At 66.8% G+C, this 15881-nt stretch carries 12 protein-coding genes and 1 pseudogene; 11 read left to right on the forward strand and 2 right to left on the reverse strand.

Features of this window, described 5'->3' with window-relative positions:
- The first annotated feature begins 67 nt into the window (after positions 1-67).
- Positions 68-289: a hypothetical protein gene (locus ACZ2G1_RS11095; protein WP_470376783.1), complete on the forward strand. Its 222-nt coding sequence runs from the start codon at positions 68-70 to the stop codon at positions 287-289.
- Positions 290-453: 164 nt separating this feature from the next.
- Here ACZ2G1_RS11095 and ACZ2G1_RS11100 read toward each other — a convergent pair whose 3' ends face one another.
- The gene (locus ACZ2G1_RS11100) at positions 454-1038 is read right to left on the reverse strand and encodes a hypothetical protein (protein ID WP_470376784.1); all 585 of its coding nucleotides are present in this window, start codon (positions 1036-1038) and stop codon (positions 454-456) included.
- Positions 1039-1582: 544 nt separating this feature from the next.
- On the opposite strand from ACZ2G1_RS11100, the gene ACZ2G1_RS11105 reads away from it, so the two are divergent.
- Positions 1583-4780, forward strand: a complete 3198-nt coding sequence (locus tag ACZ2G1_RS11105; RefSeq protein ID WP_470376785.1) for an RHS repeat-associated core domain-containing protein — start codon at positions 1583-1585, stop codon at positions 4778-4780.
- A gap of 425 nt (positions 4781-5205) precedes the next feature.
- Here the strand turns inward: ACZ2G1_RS11105 and ACZ2G1_RS11110 are convergent.
- A pseudogene (locus ACZ2G1_RS11110) lies at positions 5206-5799 on the reverse strand (recombinase family protein).
- 324 nt (positions 5800-6123) lie between these two features.
- Here ACZ2G1_RS11110 and ACZ2G1_RS11115 point away from each other — a divergent pair.
- The 9 genes from ACZ2G1_RS11115 to ACZ2G1_RS11155 all read left to right on the forward strand — a co-directional run bounded on the left by ACZ2G1_RS11115 (position 6124) and on the right by ACZ2G1_RS11155 (position 15778).
- A complete protein-coding gene (locus tag ACZ2G1_RS11115) occupies positions 6124-7278 on the forward strand; it encodes an AI-2E family transporter (RefSeq protein WP_112254581.1) in 1155 nt (384 codons plus the stop codon).
- 252 nt (positions 7279-7530) lie between these two features.
- Positions 7531-8163 carry a recombinase family protein gene (locus ACZ2G1_RS11120; protein ID WP_368828611.1) on the forward strand — a complete coding sequence of 211 codons (633 nt, stop codon included), beginning with the start codon at positions 7531-7533 and terminating at the stop codon, positions 8161-8163.
- 13 nt (positions 8164-8176) lie between these two features.
- Positions 8177-9634: a Mu transposase C-terminal domain-containing protein gene (locus tag ACZ2G1_RS11125; protein ID WP_058857605.1), complete on the forward strand. Its 1458-nt coding sequence runs from the start codon at positions 8177-8179 to the stop codon at positions 9632-9634.
- A 19-nt stretch (positions 9635-9653) separates the two neighbouring features.
- Positions 9654-10541, forward strand: a complete 888-nt coding sequence (locus ACZ2G1_RS11130; RefSeq protein ID WP_470376786.1) for an AAA family ATPase — start codon at positions 9654-9656, stop codon at positions 10539-10541.
- Between the two features lie 225 nt (positions 10542-10766).
- Positions 10767-12212: a mercury(II) reductase gene (merA, locus tag ACZ2G1_RS11135; protein WP_058857606.1), complete on the forward strand. Its 1446-nt coding sequence runs from the start codon at positions 10767-10769 to the stop codon at positions 12210-12212.
- Positions 12213-12324: 112 nt separating this feature from the next.
- Positions 12325-13713, forward strand: a complete 1389-nt coding sequence (locus ACZ2G1_RS11140) for an FAD-dependent oxidoreductase (RefSeq protein ID WP_058857607.1) — start codon at positions 12325-12327, stop codon at positions 13711-13713.
- A 91-nt stretch (positions 13714-13804) separates the two neighbouring features.
- Positions 13805-14137 carry a heavy metal-responsive transcriptional regulator gene (locus ACZ2G1_RS11145; protein ID WP_470376787.1) on the forward strand — a complete coding sequence of 111 codons (333 nt, stop codon included), beginning with the start codon at positions 13805-13807 and terminating at the stop codon, positions 14135-14137.
- A 40-nt stretch (positions 14138-14177) separates the two neighbouring features.
- Positions 14178-14983, forward strand: a protein-coding gene (locus ACZ2G1_RS11150; protein ID WP_470376661.1) for an IS5 family transposase whose coding sequence is annotated in 2 segments (ribosomal slippage) — positions 14178-14517 and positions 14517-14983 — 807 coding nt in all. Because the reading frame shifts where the segments join, the coding sequence is not laid out codon by codon here.
- Between the two features lie 315 nt (positions 14984-15298).
- Entirely contained in the window at positions 15299-15778 is a 480-nt protein-coding gene (locus ACZ2G1_RS11155) for a hypothetical protein (RefSeq protein ID WP_470376788.1), read from the forward strand.
- The last annotated feature ends 103 nt before the right edge of the window (positions 15779-15881 follow it).

Raw genomic sequence — 15881 nt, forward strand, 5'->3', positions numbered from 1 at the left:
CGGCATCGACAACGAGGACGACGACAACCTCGACGGCGACAAGTTCCTCAACGAGGTGGATCCGGACATGGATGGGGACGGGTTGGTCAACGAGGACGACCCGGACATCGACGGGGACGGCATCCCCAACGACCAGGACGAGGAACCCCGGCGCCCGGCGCGGATGGTCGTGTCCAAGCCGAAGCCTGAGGCGGGTGTGCCGGCCGATCCCGCGGACACCGCAGATCCTGCAGGGAAGCCCGGGGTTGCCGGGACCTCGCCGGTCACCGGCGCAGTCCCGGCCCCCTGAGTCAGGTACCGGCGCAGCCAGGTGCCCGCAGCCGGTTCAGGAACACCGCTGCACGGATGTCCTGGGCAGGCTTCGACCCACCGGGGGTCGTGCCCTGCTGCTCCGCGACCTCGGCCACCCACAGCTGAGCTGTGGGGGGCCGAGAGTGGCGGGTGTGGTGCGGGTTAGCGCTGGGTGAACCAGGCGCGGACCGGGGCCTTGAACGCGGTGATCAACCAGAGGATGTCCACGATGAGCACGGCCACGGTGAGAGCGATCAGCACCACCGCCCAGCCCCCGAAGAGCAGGGACCCGAAGACGCCGAAGATGGTGCCGATGGCGCTGAGGATGGCCAGGATGATGCCGAGGATCCGCGCCCAGTTCCGGCCCTTCTTCAACCCGCTGTAGACCAGGGCGTAGAGGCCGAGGGCGATCACCGCGGTGATGATCGTGCTCACCGTTGAACCGGTGGCCTGGGTTGCTGCGAGCTGGGCTTGTTCGGTGGTGAAGCCGAGGCGTTCGTAGGCTGCGGTCAAATCCACCGTGGAGGTCACCACCAAAGTGACCAGCAGGTTGAGCAGGTACAGCCCGGCCGAGGCCAGGGTGAGCTTCAGCAGCCGGGCGTGCTGGGGCGGGGGCGCACCACGGTTGGTGCGGCCGTACTGGTCCTGGGTGGGCTGGTAGGACGGCACTGCCCCCGGGGCGGAGCCGTTCGGGGCCTGCTGGGCGCGGGCGAACTCGTCAGGGTGGGGTGATGAGGGTGTAGTCATGGAAGTAACTCCTGAATCATGGCCCGAAACTCCTGCCGGCAAAGGCGAAGTGCCTGCCGGCGTGGGCTTGCGGTGCCCCGGGATGGGATGAAGCCCTCTCAGTATGTGCATTAGTGAAGATCAGGAGTTGTATTGGGTGTGTCCCTACTTCAGCTCAAAGCCACGGCGCACCGTGTGAGCCATGGATGCAACAGGAGCGTCCCTCGTTGACGGGACACTGACCTCCAAATGAGGTACACGGGAGGGCTGCCGCGGCGGGTGGTGATGCTCAGTAGCCTGCCCGTATGGATCTCTTTGCCCAGGTCACCGTGCAGGCATCGTCGCAGGGGCGCTTTTGTTACGCCCTCGTAGAGAAGTGGGTCGCCTGGCAACAACCCTTCCTTTGCCTTAGTAAGGCCTGGTCGTACTGTCGGCCTCACCTCTATTGGGCTGACAGAAAGACACCCCCATGTCTTACTCCCTTCGTGGTGCCACCCCCGTGGTACCATGTACTTCTTCTGCCGGCGGGCATCGTGGCTCGTCGGCATTTTTCATGCGTGGTCTCATGGCCGCCTCTCTGGCCGTGACCTTGGGCTTCAGCGCCGCGGCACCGGCTGCGGCGACCATGGTGCCGCTGGCCGTGCCGGCGGCCTCCACCGCGCTGCAGGACACCCTCGGGGACCTCGGTGCCCGGCCCGGGGCGACCCGGGTGCCGGTGTCGATCACCGATCAGGTCTCGGCCTCGGTGGACGTGGGCACGGGCAACTTCCTGCTCCAGGTCGCCGGGCTCTCGGTCCCGGGGATCACCGGGGACACCACGATCGGACTGACGGGCAACTCCCTGTCCCAGGAACGCTCCACCACCAGTGCGGAACCGCAGCGCTTCGAGCTCACCGCCGGCGCCGCCGGATCCCTGTCCACGGTCTCGGGTGGGGTGATCTATGAGGGCCCGGACGGCTACACCGCCAAGTTCACCGCCGTCGCCGGCTCCACCACCGCCTTCACCGCCCCGGCCGGAGTCAAAGCGGATCTGGTGAAGACCTCCACCGGCTACACCCTCACCTGGCGCCAGTCAGCTGCGGTGGTGGAGTTCAACAACGACGGCAAGACCACCGCGGTGGCCGACCGCAACGGCAACAAGACCACCTACACCTACACCAACGGGGTCCTCTCCAAGGTGGTCGGCACCCGCGGCACGACGGAGGCTCGCACGGCGACGATCAACGTCACCAGCTCGGCGATCACGGTCACCCAGCCCACCTCCTCGGAGAACCGCACGGTGAAGTTCGAGAAGGACTCCACCAACGACCTCGCTGCCTTCGTGGATGCTGAGGGTAACCGGACGTTGTTCGAGACCTGGTCTGGGCAGGTCCGTAAGATCACCTCTCCCACCGGAAAGGTCACCAACATCGCCTACGACGACCAGGATCGGGTCACTCGGGTGGGGAAGGTGAACTCCGACGGGGCGAACTCCCGCACCCGCTTCGACTACCCCTCCGCCACCCAGACCCTGGTGGCGGATCCCAACACGGATCAGGCCGCAGCGGTCTCGGCGGTCCCGCGCACCACCTACACTCTCAACGCCGATCAGCGGGTCACCGCGGCCACCGATGCGATGGGCCGGGCGGCGGCGAAGACCTACACCCCGGACTTCGACACCGCCACCGCCACCTCCGGCAGCGGGACCAGCGCCGGCACGACCACCAACACCTTCGGGGCCAACAACGGCCAGTCGATCACCAAGTCCGCCTCCGCCGGCGGGGCGGCCGAGCAGGCGACCTACGAGAACACCGCGGCGAACACCAAGTACCTGGCGAACTCCTCCACCGATGACGCGGGCAACAAGTCGCTGTACACCTACAACGGCGCCGGCAATCCGCTCACGAGCACGGATGCGATGGCCTCCCAGGCGAAGCTGACCTACAACACCGACGGGACCGTGGCCACCGCCCTGGCCCCGGGCAATGGCACCAACACCACCAAGTACACCTACGACACCAGCAAGCAGCTGACCAAGGTCACCCCGGTCACCGGCTCCTCGCTGGGGGTGAAAGATTTCACCTACGACACCTGGGGCCGGCTGGCCACCGCCACGGACGGGCGTGGGAACACGCTGACCTACTCCTACGACAAGGTCGATCGGATGACCAAGATCGACTACTCCGACGCCACCGCCGATGTGTCCTACACCTATGACGCCGATGGGATGCTCACCCAACGTGTGGATGGGTCCGGGACCACCACCTACGGTTACGACAACCTCGGCCGGCTCACCACCCGGGAGAACACCGCCGGGGGTGGGGCAATCACCTACGGCTACGACCTGGCCTCGAACCTGACCTCCACCACCGACTCCCGGGGTACCACCGGCTACGAGTTTGATGCTTCCGGCACCCCGACGGCGGTGAAGTACCTGTTGAACGGAACCGAGAAGACCCTGAAGATCGCCACCGATGACCGGGGTCGGCGCACCGATGTGTGGATGGACTACCAGCCCAACGGGTCCTCGTGGGCCGCCCATACCCACACCGACTACGACACCACCGGGCGGGTCAAGCGGGTGAAGACCACCCAGGGCTTCGGCACCTCCGCCACGACAGTGGCGGATCTGACCTACTGCTACGCCATCAACACCACCCCCGCAGGCGGGTGCGAGACCACCGCTGCCAAAACCGCAGCCAATGACCGTGCGAAGATCCAGTGGGTCAAGGACGCCTCCGACGGATCGGCCACCGTCTACACCTATGACAAGCGCGGCTGGCTCTCCAGCGCGGTGCGCACCGGCGGGTCCAACCCGCAGACCTACAACTACACCTATGACGAACGAGGCAACCGCAAGACCGCCAACGCCTCGGAGCAGTACAAGGCGCAGAACTACACCTTCAACGCCGCCAACCAGCTCACTAACACCGGATTCGAGTACGACGGCAACGGCAACCTGACCAAGGACCTGTCGGCGACCTTCACCTACAACGCGGCCCAGCAGATGGTGAAGACCGAACGCTGGACCGGCAGCAGCTACAACTACGCTTACGCCGGCAACACACAGCAAGAGCTCATCTCCCACGACACCGCCCGCGGTACTAAAAGCTACGTCTACGGCCGCGAGGACCAGAACGGCAACCCCGTGGTGGAACAGGTCACCCTGGACGGGGAAACCGGCTATGTGGAGCGTGACCCGGTGACCGGGGAGCCGCTGCTGTTGCGCACCCCCACCGGGATGCAATCCCTTTACGTCTACGACGGGACGGGGAACCCCCTGGCGCTAGTCACCAACGGTTCTTACACCGCCACCGCCTACGAGTACGACCCCTACGGCGTTCCCACCCTCACCAAGGATTCCGGCGGATATGGCACCGTGATGAACCCGTACCAGTTCAAGGGCGGTCTGCACGACCGGAACACCAACTGGGTGAAGTTCGGACACCGCTGGTACTCCGTGGAATGGGGTCGCTTCTCCCAGCAAGACACCATTGACGCCCCGCTGGACCCGGCCAATGCCAACCGCTACGCCTTCGCCGCCAACGATCCCGTCAATAATTCTGATCCCACGGGCCTCCTTTCAAAGGACAAGGTTTGCTCTGCCTTGAAGGCCGCTACATTAGGAGCAGCAGCGGCTGGTGCTGTAATTGGCCTTTTTGCGGCAGTCCTGGCCGCTAGTGGAGTCGGTGCACCTGGAGCAGGGGTAGCCGGAGCACTTGCAGCAGCCGTGGGCGTCGGAGTTGTAGCTTTCGGCGTTTCCGAATTCTTACTTGATTGCTAATAGTAAGGCTGTTGAGATGGAACTTAACTTGGCATTCTGGATGGCTATCATTTTTACTATTGCTGGAGCGTTGCTACTATGGGGAGTAGCCCCTAGATACAAAAATAATTATAGATCCTGGGCATGGGTGGCGGCCCTTATGTTTGCTGGGGCAATTATCATACTAGTTTATTTAATTTGGGTTGAATTTATGTGATTCGCCGCCCCCAATCGGAAAACAACACTGCCTTCGCATTCCATTAAGCGGAGGCAGTGTTGTTTGTTTTTATACTTAAGCACTAGTTATTCATCTTTGAATTTGTTAGATAGTTAAGTTTATTGGTGATTCCGGTGCTGGACATGGTCCACACGAAAAGGTAACACCAGTCATTCCAGTCGGTGACGAAGGCGCAAATCTTGTTAAGCTCCGCGACAGAGGAAAACTCTCAGAGGATCGTCACCTGCCGCAACTCCCGGATCCACCGGTAGAGCGCGGCCCTGGACATGCCGAGGTCCCGGGCCACCTGGGTGGCCGGCTCCCCACCCTCGATCAGCCAGACGGCATTGCAGTTCTAGGAGTCAGTGAAGGTCTGGCAGCGCCAGCCGAGGTCCTTACCGGCGGCACGGCGCTTGGCCACCGAGTCGGCGATCCGCCCTCGCTTTATTTCCAGCTCCCTCTGCGCCAAAGCAGCCATGACAGTGAACACCATTGAACCCATCGGGGTCGCGGTGTTTACGCCCCCCTCGCCTAGGTTGAGCACCCGCCACCCAGCACCTCTCCCCCGCAGGGCTTCGGCAAAGCCCAGCATGTTCTGCGTCGACCGCGCCAGACGGTCCAGCGTGGTGATAACCAGGGTGTCGCCCTCCTCAAGGGCGGCCACCGCTTTGTCGAACTGTGGACGCGAAGCACGCCCGCCAGACACTCCACTGTCCACATAAACATCATCGCGCCGCAGACCTGCAGCCAAGAGATCAGCCAATTGACGGTCCGCGTCCTGCTGCCGCGTCGACACTCGGGCGTACCCGATCAGCTTCCCCATGTCCACCTCATCTGTCTCACAACTGACGTTGAGTATCCGATTCTAGGGGCACGGATAAAGCACAAGGATGCGAGACACTCCGATCTGCGGAATCATGGGGGTGTGGCTGTTGGAGGTTAATGGCGGCCTTCTGACGGAAATAAATGGCGGCTTCGGCACTACCGAGCCTCCACGAAACAGTCACGGGACAATGATCGAGGGCCCGTCCCGGCGCCGTCCCGAGAGTCTTCGGATGGCCTCGGTGACTTCCGGTGCTTGGCAATCGCTGTCCTCGGGCGCATCCTGAAGCCAGGTCGTCGAAGGATCTCTGGGAGGCGGATTCCCATGACGAGCCCTCGCCACCGCAGCGTCTCGCACGCCCGTGATCTGTGGGCCGATGCGTTGGGGCGGGCGACCATACGTGCGCTGCAGGGACTGGTGCTGCTGACTGCGACCGTCGTGGTGGTCTACGGGTTGATCCAGCTCAAGTTGGTCGTCATCCCACTGTTGATTGCCTTGATCCTCGCCGCGGCGCTGCACCCTGTTGTGGGGTTCCTGCGCCGGCGGGGCGTGCCCGGGGCGCTGGCCACCTGGATCACCTTCCTGGCCGCGATCGTGGTGCTGGGCGGAGTGGTCACCGGCATCGTCTTCGCCGTGCGCAGCGAATGGGACGAACTGGTGCTCTCCGCGGTGGGTGGGCTGGAACGGTTGCGTCAGTTCATCGTCGCGGGCCCGATCCCGATCGGCCAGAAGGCCCTGGACGAGGCCATCACCGCCGTCGTGGACTTCACGTCCAGCCCCCAGTTCGGCGCCGGGGCGCTGCTGGGCATCTTCGCGGCCACCCAGGTGATCACCGGAGCGGTGCTGGTGGCCGTCATCCTCTACTTCTTCCTCCAGGACGGGGCCAAGATCTGGGCGTTCTTCCTGTGCCGCTTCCACGGTGAGAACCTGGAGAAGCTACTGACCTCGGGTACCACGACCCTGCACGTGCTGGGCGGCTATGTGCGCGGCACCGCCCTGGTGGCCCTGCTTGAGGCGGTAGTCATCGGAGTGACCCTCGTGGTGCTGCGGGTGCCGCTGGCGTTGCCCTTGGCCGTGCTGATCTTCTTGGGCGGATTCATCCCGATCGTCGGAGCGGCTCTGATCGGTGCCGTCGCGGTCCTGGTGGCCCTGGTCGCCAACGGCCCCGTGGTCGCACTGGTCGTCGTGGCGGTGGTGGTGGCCATCAACCAGCTCGACGGAAGGGTGCTCCAACCCATGGTGCTGGGTCGAGCACTGAGCCTGCACCCACTGGTAGTGCTGCTCGCCCTGGCTGGCGGAGCGATTCTCTCCGGCGTCGTGGGCGCTGTGCTGGCCGTGCCGTTGACCGCCGTGGGGTGGGCCTTGATCCAGATCTGGTTCCCGGCATCCAGAGCCCCGGACGCTCTATCCGGAAAAAATGCGCGCCCAGGTGCTGTGCTGCCGGATCCACCCGGCCCGGAGGCACCCACCACCACCTGAGCGCCATCAGCTCGGCTACGCACAACATGGCCGCCTCGGCGTCCCCATGAGGAGACAGACATCCACGGGTCCGGATCAAGGTGAGCACTGGTTTGACCGGCCCCCGTTGGCCGTCCCACTTCCAGGTACTGGGACACTCGGCGACGAGATCCCTCCTTGTGGACTATGGATAGCGATTGAAGTCCCAAAAGCTAGACCCATAATGTTGTCTCGTTTAAGCCGTACGGAGTCGACTTCCGGTACGCTGGCTGCATGGAATTGGGCTATGCGCGGGTCTCGACGGCCAAACAGGACCTCGATCGACAGATCGATGCCCTCCGGCAGGTCGGGATCGCGCCGGAGCGGATTTATGTGGACAAGAAGTCCGGGGCCACCACGGAGCGTCCCGGGCTGACCGCGGCCCTGGCCTACGCCCGGGAGGGCGACGTGATCGTGGTGCACACCCTGGACCGGCTCGGGCGCACCGTGCGCGACACCCTGAACCTGATCCATGACCTCGCCGAGCGGGGAGTGGGGGTGCGCAACCTGGCGGATCCGATCAAGGTGGACTCCACCAACCCGAATGATCCGATGGCGCAGCTGGCGGTGGTGCTGCTGGCGTTGTTCGGGCAGATGGAACGCACGTACACGCTCGAGCGCGCTGCTCATGCCCGGTCGGTGGCCGCGGCGAAGGGCCGGCGGATCGGGCGGCCGTCGGTGGTGGACCCGGACAAGCTGGCCTACGCGGCGCATCTGCGCGAGAGCGGGCACACGATGGCGGAGATCGTGGCCAAGACCGGGATCACCCGCACCAGTCTCTACCGTCATCTCCCGCCGCGTCCGTCGGAGCCGGTGACGGCCGGGTCGGTCACCGCCGCCGAGCTCGAGCCCGGTCCGGCGGACTGACCCCCGTGGGGTGATGGTGGTGGTGCAGCTGAGTCCGCAGGAGAAGGCGGCACTGCTGTGCCAGCACCTCGATGAGGGGGTGCCGCTGACCCGGCTCGCCGCCCACGCCCAGGTCTCGGTCCGCACCCTGCAGCGCTGGGCCGCCGAGTACCGGACGGACTCGTCCGCAGCCGGTCTGCAGCGCAAGGCCCGCAGCGACCGCGGTCACCGCCGGCTGCCTCAGGAGCTGATCGCGGTGATCGAGGCCCTGGCACTGCGCAGGCCGGCACCGACGACCACGTTCATCCACCGCCGGGTGTGCGATCTGGCCCCGGAGCGCGGCTGGGCGCCCCCGAGCTACTCGAGCGTGCGCAGTGTGATCGCCGCCATCGACCCCGGGCTGCGCACCCTGGCCCTGGAAGGAGACACCGCCTACCGGGACCGGTTCGAGCTGGTGCACCGGCGGTCGGCGGTGAGGCCCAATGAGCAGTGGCAGGCCGACCACACTCTGCTCGACGTCGAGATCCTCGAGCACCGGGGACGCCCGGTGCGGCCGTGGCTGACCGTGATCCTCGATGACTACTCCCGCGCGGTCGCGGGCTACACCGTTTTCCTCGGCGCCCCGAATGCCGAGCAGACCGCCCTGGCCTTGCACCAGGCGGTGCGGGCCAAGCCTGACCCGCGGTGGCCGGTGCAGGGGCTGCCCGAGGTGCTCTACAGCGACCACGGGGCCGACTTCACCAGCACCCGGCTGGAGCGGGTCTGCCTGGACACCCACATCCGGCTGATCCACTCCCGTGTCGGGGTCCCGCAGGGTCGGGGGAAGATCGAACGCTTCTACGGTACGATCACCACCGAGGTGCTCCCGCACCTGCCCGGGTACATCCCGCACGGCACCGGCGGCAGGCCCACCTCACCACCCGCCCTGAGCCTGGAGCAGCTCGACGCGGTGCTGGGGCGCTACCTCATCGAGGACTACCACTGTCGGGTGCACTCCGAGACCGGCCAGGCCCCGGCCGCCCGCTGGATCGGGGCCGGGTGGATTCCCCGGGCCCCGGCCCGGGGCGAGGACCTCGACCTGTTGTTGCTCACCGCCGCGACCACCCGCATCGTCCAGCGCGACGGCATCCGCTTCCAGGGCACCCGCTACATCTCCCCGGTGCTGGCCGCCTATGTCTCTGAGACCGTGACCATCCGCTACGACCCCCGCGACGCCGGCGAGGTGCGCGTCTACCACCAGGACACCTACCTGTGTCGGGCGATCGCCCCCGAACTGGCCGCCGAGACGGTCACCCTCCAGCAGCTGCAGCAGGCCCGGGGCGCCCGGCGCGCCGCGCTCAAGCAGCAGCTGCGCGCCCGGCGCAGTCTCGCCGACGCCCTGCCCACCGACGACCGCTGGGCACCACCACCCGCCCCGGCGCTGGACCCAGCGGAGCACATGCCGGCGGATCGGGCGCCCCGACACCGGTTGCGGACCTATGCCACCGACTGAGCCCGACTCCACGCGGAGCTTGCTGGGCAAGGACGACGACGGCCGGCGGTTCCTCTCCGGCACGTTCGGAGAGATCAACGGGCTCACCTCACCCCCGTATCCGGGCGCACCGGCGTTCTTGCCCACGCGGGAGCACCGCCGCTTCACCGAGTTCGCCGACACCGTCCGCGCCCACCGCTACATCGGCGTTTGCTGGGGCCCACCCGGGGTCGGCAAGACGCTCTCGGCCCGGCACTACGCCGGGGCCCCGGAATGGGAGCAGTGGCAACGAGACCTGGGCGAGGACCGCGGGCCCGGCCCCATTCCCGAGCGGGTCCTGCAGGCCCGCACCGCGCTGTGGACCCCGACCGTCAACGCCAGCCCCCGCCAGGTCGACCAAGCCCTGCCGCGGTCCTGCCAGCAGATCTCCTACGCCATCGACTACCACCGCCACGGCCGGGTCGACCCGTTCGTGCACCCCGAATCGCGGTCCTCCGGGCTCACCGAGCTGCTCATCATCGACGAGGCCGACCGGCTCAAGACGACCGGACTGGAACAGGTTCGCGACTACTACGACCGCCACACCATCGGGATGATCCTCATCGGGATGCCCGGCATCGACAAGCGCCTGGGGCGCTACCCCCAGCTCTACAGCCGGGTCGGTTTCGCCCACGAATACCGCCAGCTCACCCCTGAAGAGCTCACCGCCGTCCTGGTCCGCCGCTGGCACACCGACGGACTGGCCGGTGACGACGAGTTCACCCAGACGGTCGCAGTCGCCACCATCGCCCGGATCACCGGCGGCAACTTCCGCCTCGTCGACCGCCTCCTCACCCAGATCAGACGCATCCTGGAGATCAATCACCTGGCCACCGTCACCCCCGAAGTCGTCGAAGCCGCCCGCGACGCACTCCTCATCGGTCACTGACCACACAGGCCGGCCACCGGCTCCTGAGATCCACCAGCCAGACAGTGGCCTTTGGCAGCGACTCCTCGAGAAGGCCGCCGGGTCTGCGGCGAATACGGTCGTGCACACGACGTTGCCGCGACGACGTCTTGACCTTCCTCTCTAGGGGAAGGTGCAGGCTGGGCGCAGAGCGCAGCACACAGAAGGCCACTCGGGGCCTTCATCACGGATTTACGGAGGCCGGCCATGCCTGAGACTGGAACGCACGAAGTGGACCTGGCGATCATCGGTTCCGGCGGTGGTGCTTTCGCCGCCGCGATCCGGGCCACCAATCTCGGCAAATCAGTGGTGATGGTCGAGCGTGCCATGGTCGGGGGTACCTGTGTGAACACCGGGTGCGTGCCGTCGAAGGCGCTGCTGGCCGCCGCCGAGGCCCGCCACATGGCGCTGGACGCCACAGGACGGTTCCCCGGCCTGAGCACGTCGGCCGCCGGAGTGGACATGCCCGGGCTGATCACCGGTAAGGACGCGCTGGTGGAGGGGATGCGCTCGGACAAGTACCTCGATCTGATCGCCGACTACGGCTGGGAACTGGCCACCGGCGAAGCCGTGTTCACCGGAACCGCCGAGGACCCGGCGCTGGAGGTCACCGGAGCCGACGGTACCCGTCAGCAGGTGCGGGCGGCCCATTATCTGGTGGCCACCGGCTCCACCCCGATCGTCCCGGACGTCGAGGGCTTGGCGGAGGTGGACTACCTGACGTCCACCACGGCCATGGACCTGGACGAGGTGCCGGAGTCGTTGCTGATCATCGGCGGCGGGTACGTGGGCATGGAGCAGGCTCAGCTCTTCGCCCGCCTGGGCTCGAAGGTCACCATGGTCGTGCGGTCCCGGCTGGCCTCCCATGAGGAACCGGAGGTCTCCCGCACCTTGATGGGCGTGTTCGCCGAGGAGGGCATCCGGGTGCTCCGCCGGGCCACCGTCTCCTCCGTGGCTCCCGACCGGGATACCGGGGAGGTGGTGGCCACCGTCACGGGCCCGGGCGGGCAGGAAACCCTGCGGGCGACCCGGCTCATGGTCGCGGTCGGGCGCCGTCCGGTCACCGAGAACCTGGACCTCGGCTCGGTCGGGGTGGACACCGGTGAGCACGGCGAGATCGTGGTCGACGCCCGGATGGCCACCTCCCACCCCAGGGTGTGGGCGGCCGGGGACGTGACCGGGCACCCCCAGTACGTCTACGTGGCCTCGGCCCACGGGGTCACCGCAGTGGAGAACGCCTTTCACCACACCGGCCAGGAGATCGACTACACCCACCTGCCGCGGGTCACTTTCACCACCCCGGCCATCGCGGCGGTGGGCATGACCGACCAGCAGGCCCGGCAGGCCGGTCTGGCCTGCGAATGCCGGGTGCTGCCCCTGGAGTACGTGCCGAGGGCGCTGGTCAACCGTGACACCCGCGGGTTCGTCAAGATCGTCGCCGAGGCAGAGACCGGACGCGTCGTGGGCATCACCGCGGTGGCCAAGGACGCCGGGGAGCTTGCCGCGGCGGGCGTCTACATGCTCTCCGCCTCGATGACGGTGGATCAGGTCGCCACCCTGTGGTGCCCGTATCTGACGATGGCCGAAGGACTCAAGATCGCCGCCCAGTCCTTCCGCACCGACGTCTCCAAACTCTCCTGCTGCGCCGCCTGAGGACCGGCCTCGAGCGGGCCGGCCCTCCACCCACGGGTGGAGCCAGAGGCCTTGAACATCGAGCACGGCCTCAGGCCCACGCTTCACGAGCCACTGCACGAAAGGGGTAGTCATGGTCCAGCGATTGGTCGTCATCGGCGGGGATGCCGCGGGGATGAGCGCGGCCTCCGCCGCCCGCCGCCAGCTACCCCGGGAGCAGTTGGAGATCGTGGCCTTCGAACGCGGTCACTACACCTCGTATTCGGCCTGCGGCATTCCCTACTTCATCGGCAAGGACGTCGCCGACACCACGGAGCTGATCGCCCGCACCCCGCAGCAGTTCCGCGACCACCACGCCATCGACGCCCGCACCGGCCATGAGGTCCTGGAGATCGACCTCCACCGCCGCGCCGTACTGGTCCGCGACCTGGCCGCCGGCCGGGAGAGGTGGGAGGGCTTCGACCAGCTCATGGTCGCCACCGGCGCCACCCCGGCACGCCCGCCCCTGCCCGGGATCGGGGCACACGGCATCCACGGGGTCCAGACCCTCGACGACGGCCTCGCCCTGCGCGCAGTGCTGGAGCAGGACCGGCCGGGCCGGGCGGTGGTCGTCGGGGCCGGCTACATCGGCCTGGAGCTGGCCGAGGCCCTGTGCGCCTGGGGCGTGGACATCACCGTGATCGGACGCCCCCCGGCCCCGCTGCCGGGCCTGGACCCCGACATGGGCGCGCTCATCGCCTCCGCGATGGAAGGCTTCGGGATGGAGGTGCGGATGGAGGAGACCGTCACCGGCTTCGACACCCACAACGGGCAGGTCACCGCCGTGGTCACCGACCAGGCCACCATCCCCACCGATCTGGTGATCCTGGGCCTGGGTGTGACCCCGAACACCGCCCTGGCCGCCCGCGCCGGGATCCCCCTGGGGGCGACGGGTGCGATCACGGTGGACCGCCGGCTGCGCACCGGCATCGAGGGGGTGTGGGCAGCCGGGGACTGCGTGGAGAAGTTCCACCGCGTCTCCCGCCGCCACGTGGCCCTCCCGCTGGGCACCCACGCCAACAAGGAAGGCCGCACCGCCGGAATCAACATCGGCGGCGGCTACGCCACCTTCCCCGGAGTGCTCGGCACCGCCGTGACCAAGATCTGCGACGTCGAAGTCGGACGCACCGGCCTCGGGGAACTCGAAGCGCAGGCAGCCGGGTTCGACCCCATCACCGCGGTGGTCGACTCCACCACCCGGGCCGGCTACTACCCCGGGGCCAAACCCATCCGCACCAAGCTCATCGCCGAACGCGGCACCGGACGACTGCTCGGCGCCCAGATCGTCGGGGAAGAAGGCGCGGCCAAACGCATCGACGTGCTCTCCGTGGCGCTGTGGCACGAGACCCCGGTGGAGGAGCTGCTCAACATCGACCTCTCCTACGCCCCACCCTTCTCCCCGGCGTGGGACCCGGTGCTCATCGCCGCCCGCAAGACCTGGCAGGCCGTCGAAACCGACCGCTCCCGCACCGAACCCGGATGACCACCGACCCCCTCCGGGTCAGGCAGAACTCTGCGCCGGAACCTTCCTCTACCGTGGAAGGCCACAAGACAGTCCAGGATCGAGGTACACCGTGCGGATCGGTGAAGCCGCCGCAGCGGCCGAGATGACCACCAAAGCCCTACGGTTCTACGAACAGCAAGGACTTCTCGCCCCGGTGCACCGCGGTCCCAACGGGTACCGCGACTACCCACCAGAGACCGTCGCCCGCCTGCAGTTCATCCGCCGCAGCAAACTCGCCGGACTCACCCTGACCGAGATCCGGAAGATCCTGCAGGTACGCGACGCCGGGCAGGCCCCCTGCGCCCACGTAGCCGCCCAGCTGGACCAGCAACTCACCGACCTCGACCAGCAAATCGCTGAACTCACCGCTCTAAGAGGTCATTTCATAATGAGTTCGACGTAGCCCTTGAGTGCTGACGGGGTCCTCGGTGACCCTGGTGGGCATGATGGGGGATCTCGTACCGGACTCGCTGTGGGAGCGAGTCGAGCCGTTGCTGCCACCACGCCCACCCCGGCGCCACCAGCACCCAGGGCGCAAGCCCGCCGATGACCGGACAGCTCTGGCCGGGATCGTGTTCGTGCTCAAGACCGGGCTCGGCTGGAACCAGCTGCCCCGGGACCTGCTCGGCGTCTCCGGAGTGACCTGCTGGCGGCGCATGAGGGACTGGACCGAGGCCGGAGTGTGGCCGGCGGTACACGAAGTGCTGTTGGCTGAGCTGCGCGCGGCCGGGGCACTGGACCTAGACCGGTGCGCTGTGGACGGCTCGCACGTGCGGGCCCTCAAAGGGGGGACCACATCGGGCCCAGCCCCGTCGATCGCGGCCGGCCCGGTTCCAAGCACCACCTGATCGTTGAGGCGAACGGCATCCCGCTACAGGTCACCCTCACCGGCGGCAACCGCAACGACGTCACCCAGCTGTTGCCCCTGGTCGACTCGATTCCGCCGATCCGCGGGTTGCGTGGTCGGCCCCGCCGCAAGCCCCGGGAACTGTTCGCGGACCGTGGCTATGACCACGACAAGTACCGGCGGCTGCTGCGCGCCCGCGGGATCACTCCGCGCATCGCCCGTCGAGGCGTCGCCCATGGTTCCGGGCTGGGCCGGCATCGCTGGGTGGTGGAGCGCGGCTTCGCCTGGCTGCACTCCTACAAGCGACTCCGGACTCGGTGGGAACGCCGGGCCGACCTCCATCTCGGACTGCTGCAACTGGCCTGCGCGCTGATCTGCCACAGACGCCTCACCGCATTATGAAACAAGTTCTAAGGGCCTCCGTGGCCGAGCACTACCAGGCCGCCTCCCAAGGCGACCCCACCCAGTGCGATGCCACCCAGATCTGCAGCTACATCTGAGGCCACAGGAGTACCACAGCCGCCAATTACCTCTGCCAGAACACCGCCATTTACCGTCGACAGTCACAACATGCGGCACCAAATTTTCCGCACGAGACGTCTCGCATCCTTTGGCTTCCAAGACGCCCCGCCCGTCCATGCCGACGGCCGCCTCATCATTGTGAGCAATGGTTACGATGGACATCTATGTGATCAAGCGCGAGCTATAGGAGGCACCGTGCCGTTCGAGGTGTTCGATAAAAGGATGACTCCACTGGCGAAGGCGCCCAGCGTGACGATTCAAAGGCGCGGGGTCATCTCGCTGAACAGGGCCGCACACGACCTTATCGACAATGCCGAGACGGTGGAGCTGCTGTACGACCGCGACCGCAACGTCATTGCACTGCGCGCGGCGGATGACTCCTCCCCGCATGCTTACGCTGTGCGCAACGGCTCCAAACGCGTAGCCGGGCAGGCCATGGTGTCCGCCACCGCGTTCACCGCGCACTACGGCATTGACACCACCGAAACGCGGCGATGGAAGCCTTTCGTCGAAGACGGCATGCTCTGCGTGGATCTGTCTCAGGAAGGCACCATCATCACCGGCAACCGCACCAAGACCACCGCACCATCTGACCGGGCGGCAGCAGCATCCGGGGATGATCCGGAGGAGGATGGTTCCGCGTTGCCGGCTGAGGCCACATCCGGTCACCCCTGACTCGCTCGCCCCGCCTACACAACTAACGCCCTCACCTGAGGGGATTGACAGGAACACTACCCATGGCCTGGAAAGTCGAAGTCCATCTCGAGGACCACCTCGA

Source organism: Kocuria sp. KKT182, assembly GCF_055635395.1.

Excerpts from the sequence above, each read along its gene's own strand:
- merA (WP_058857606.1), top strand. The coding sequence starts at position 10,767 with ATGCCTGAGACTGGAACGCACGAAGTGGACCTGGCGATCATCGGTTCC.
- ACZ2G1_RS11105 (WP_470376785.1), top strand. The coding sequence starts at position 1,583 with ATGGCCGCCTCTCTGGCCGTGACCTTGGGCTTCAGCGCCGCGGCACCG.
- ACZ2G1_RS11125 (WP_058857605.1), top strand. The coding sequence starts at position 8,177 with ATGGTGGTGGTGCAGCTGAGTCCGCAGGAGAAGGCGGCACTGCTGTGC.
- ACZ2G1_RS11100 (WP_470376784.1), bottom strand. The coding sequence starts at position 1,038 with ATGACTACACCCTCATCACCCCACCCTGACGAGTTCGCCCGCGCCCAG.
- ACZ2G1_RS11140 (WP_058857607.1), top strand. The coding sequence starts at position 12,325 with ATGGTCCAGCGATTGGTCGTCATCGGCGGGGATGCCGCGGGGATGAGC.
- ACZ2G1_RS11095 (WP_470376783.1), top strand. The coding sequence starts at position 68 with ATGGATGGGGACGGGTTGGTCAACGAGGACGACCCGGACATCGACGGG.
- ACZ2G1_RS11120 (WP_368828611.1), top strand. The coding sequence starts at position 7,531 with ATGGAATTGGGCTATGCGCGGGTCTCGACGGCCAAACAGGACCTCGAT.
- ACZ2G1_RS11115 (WP_112254581.1), top strand. The coding sequence starts at position 6,124 with ATGACGAGCCCTCGCCACCGCAGCGTCTCGCACGCCCGTGATCTGTGG.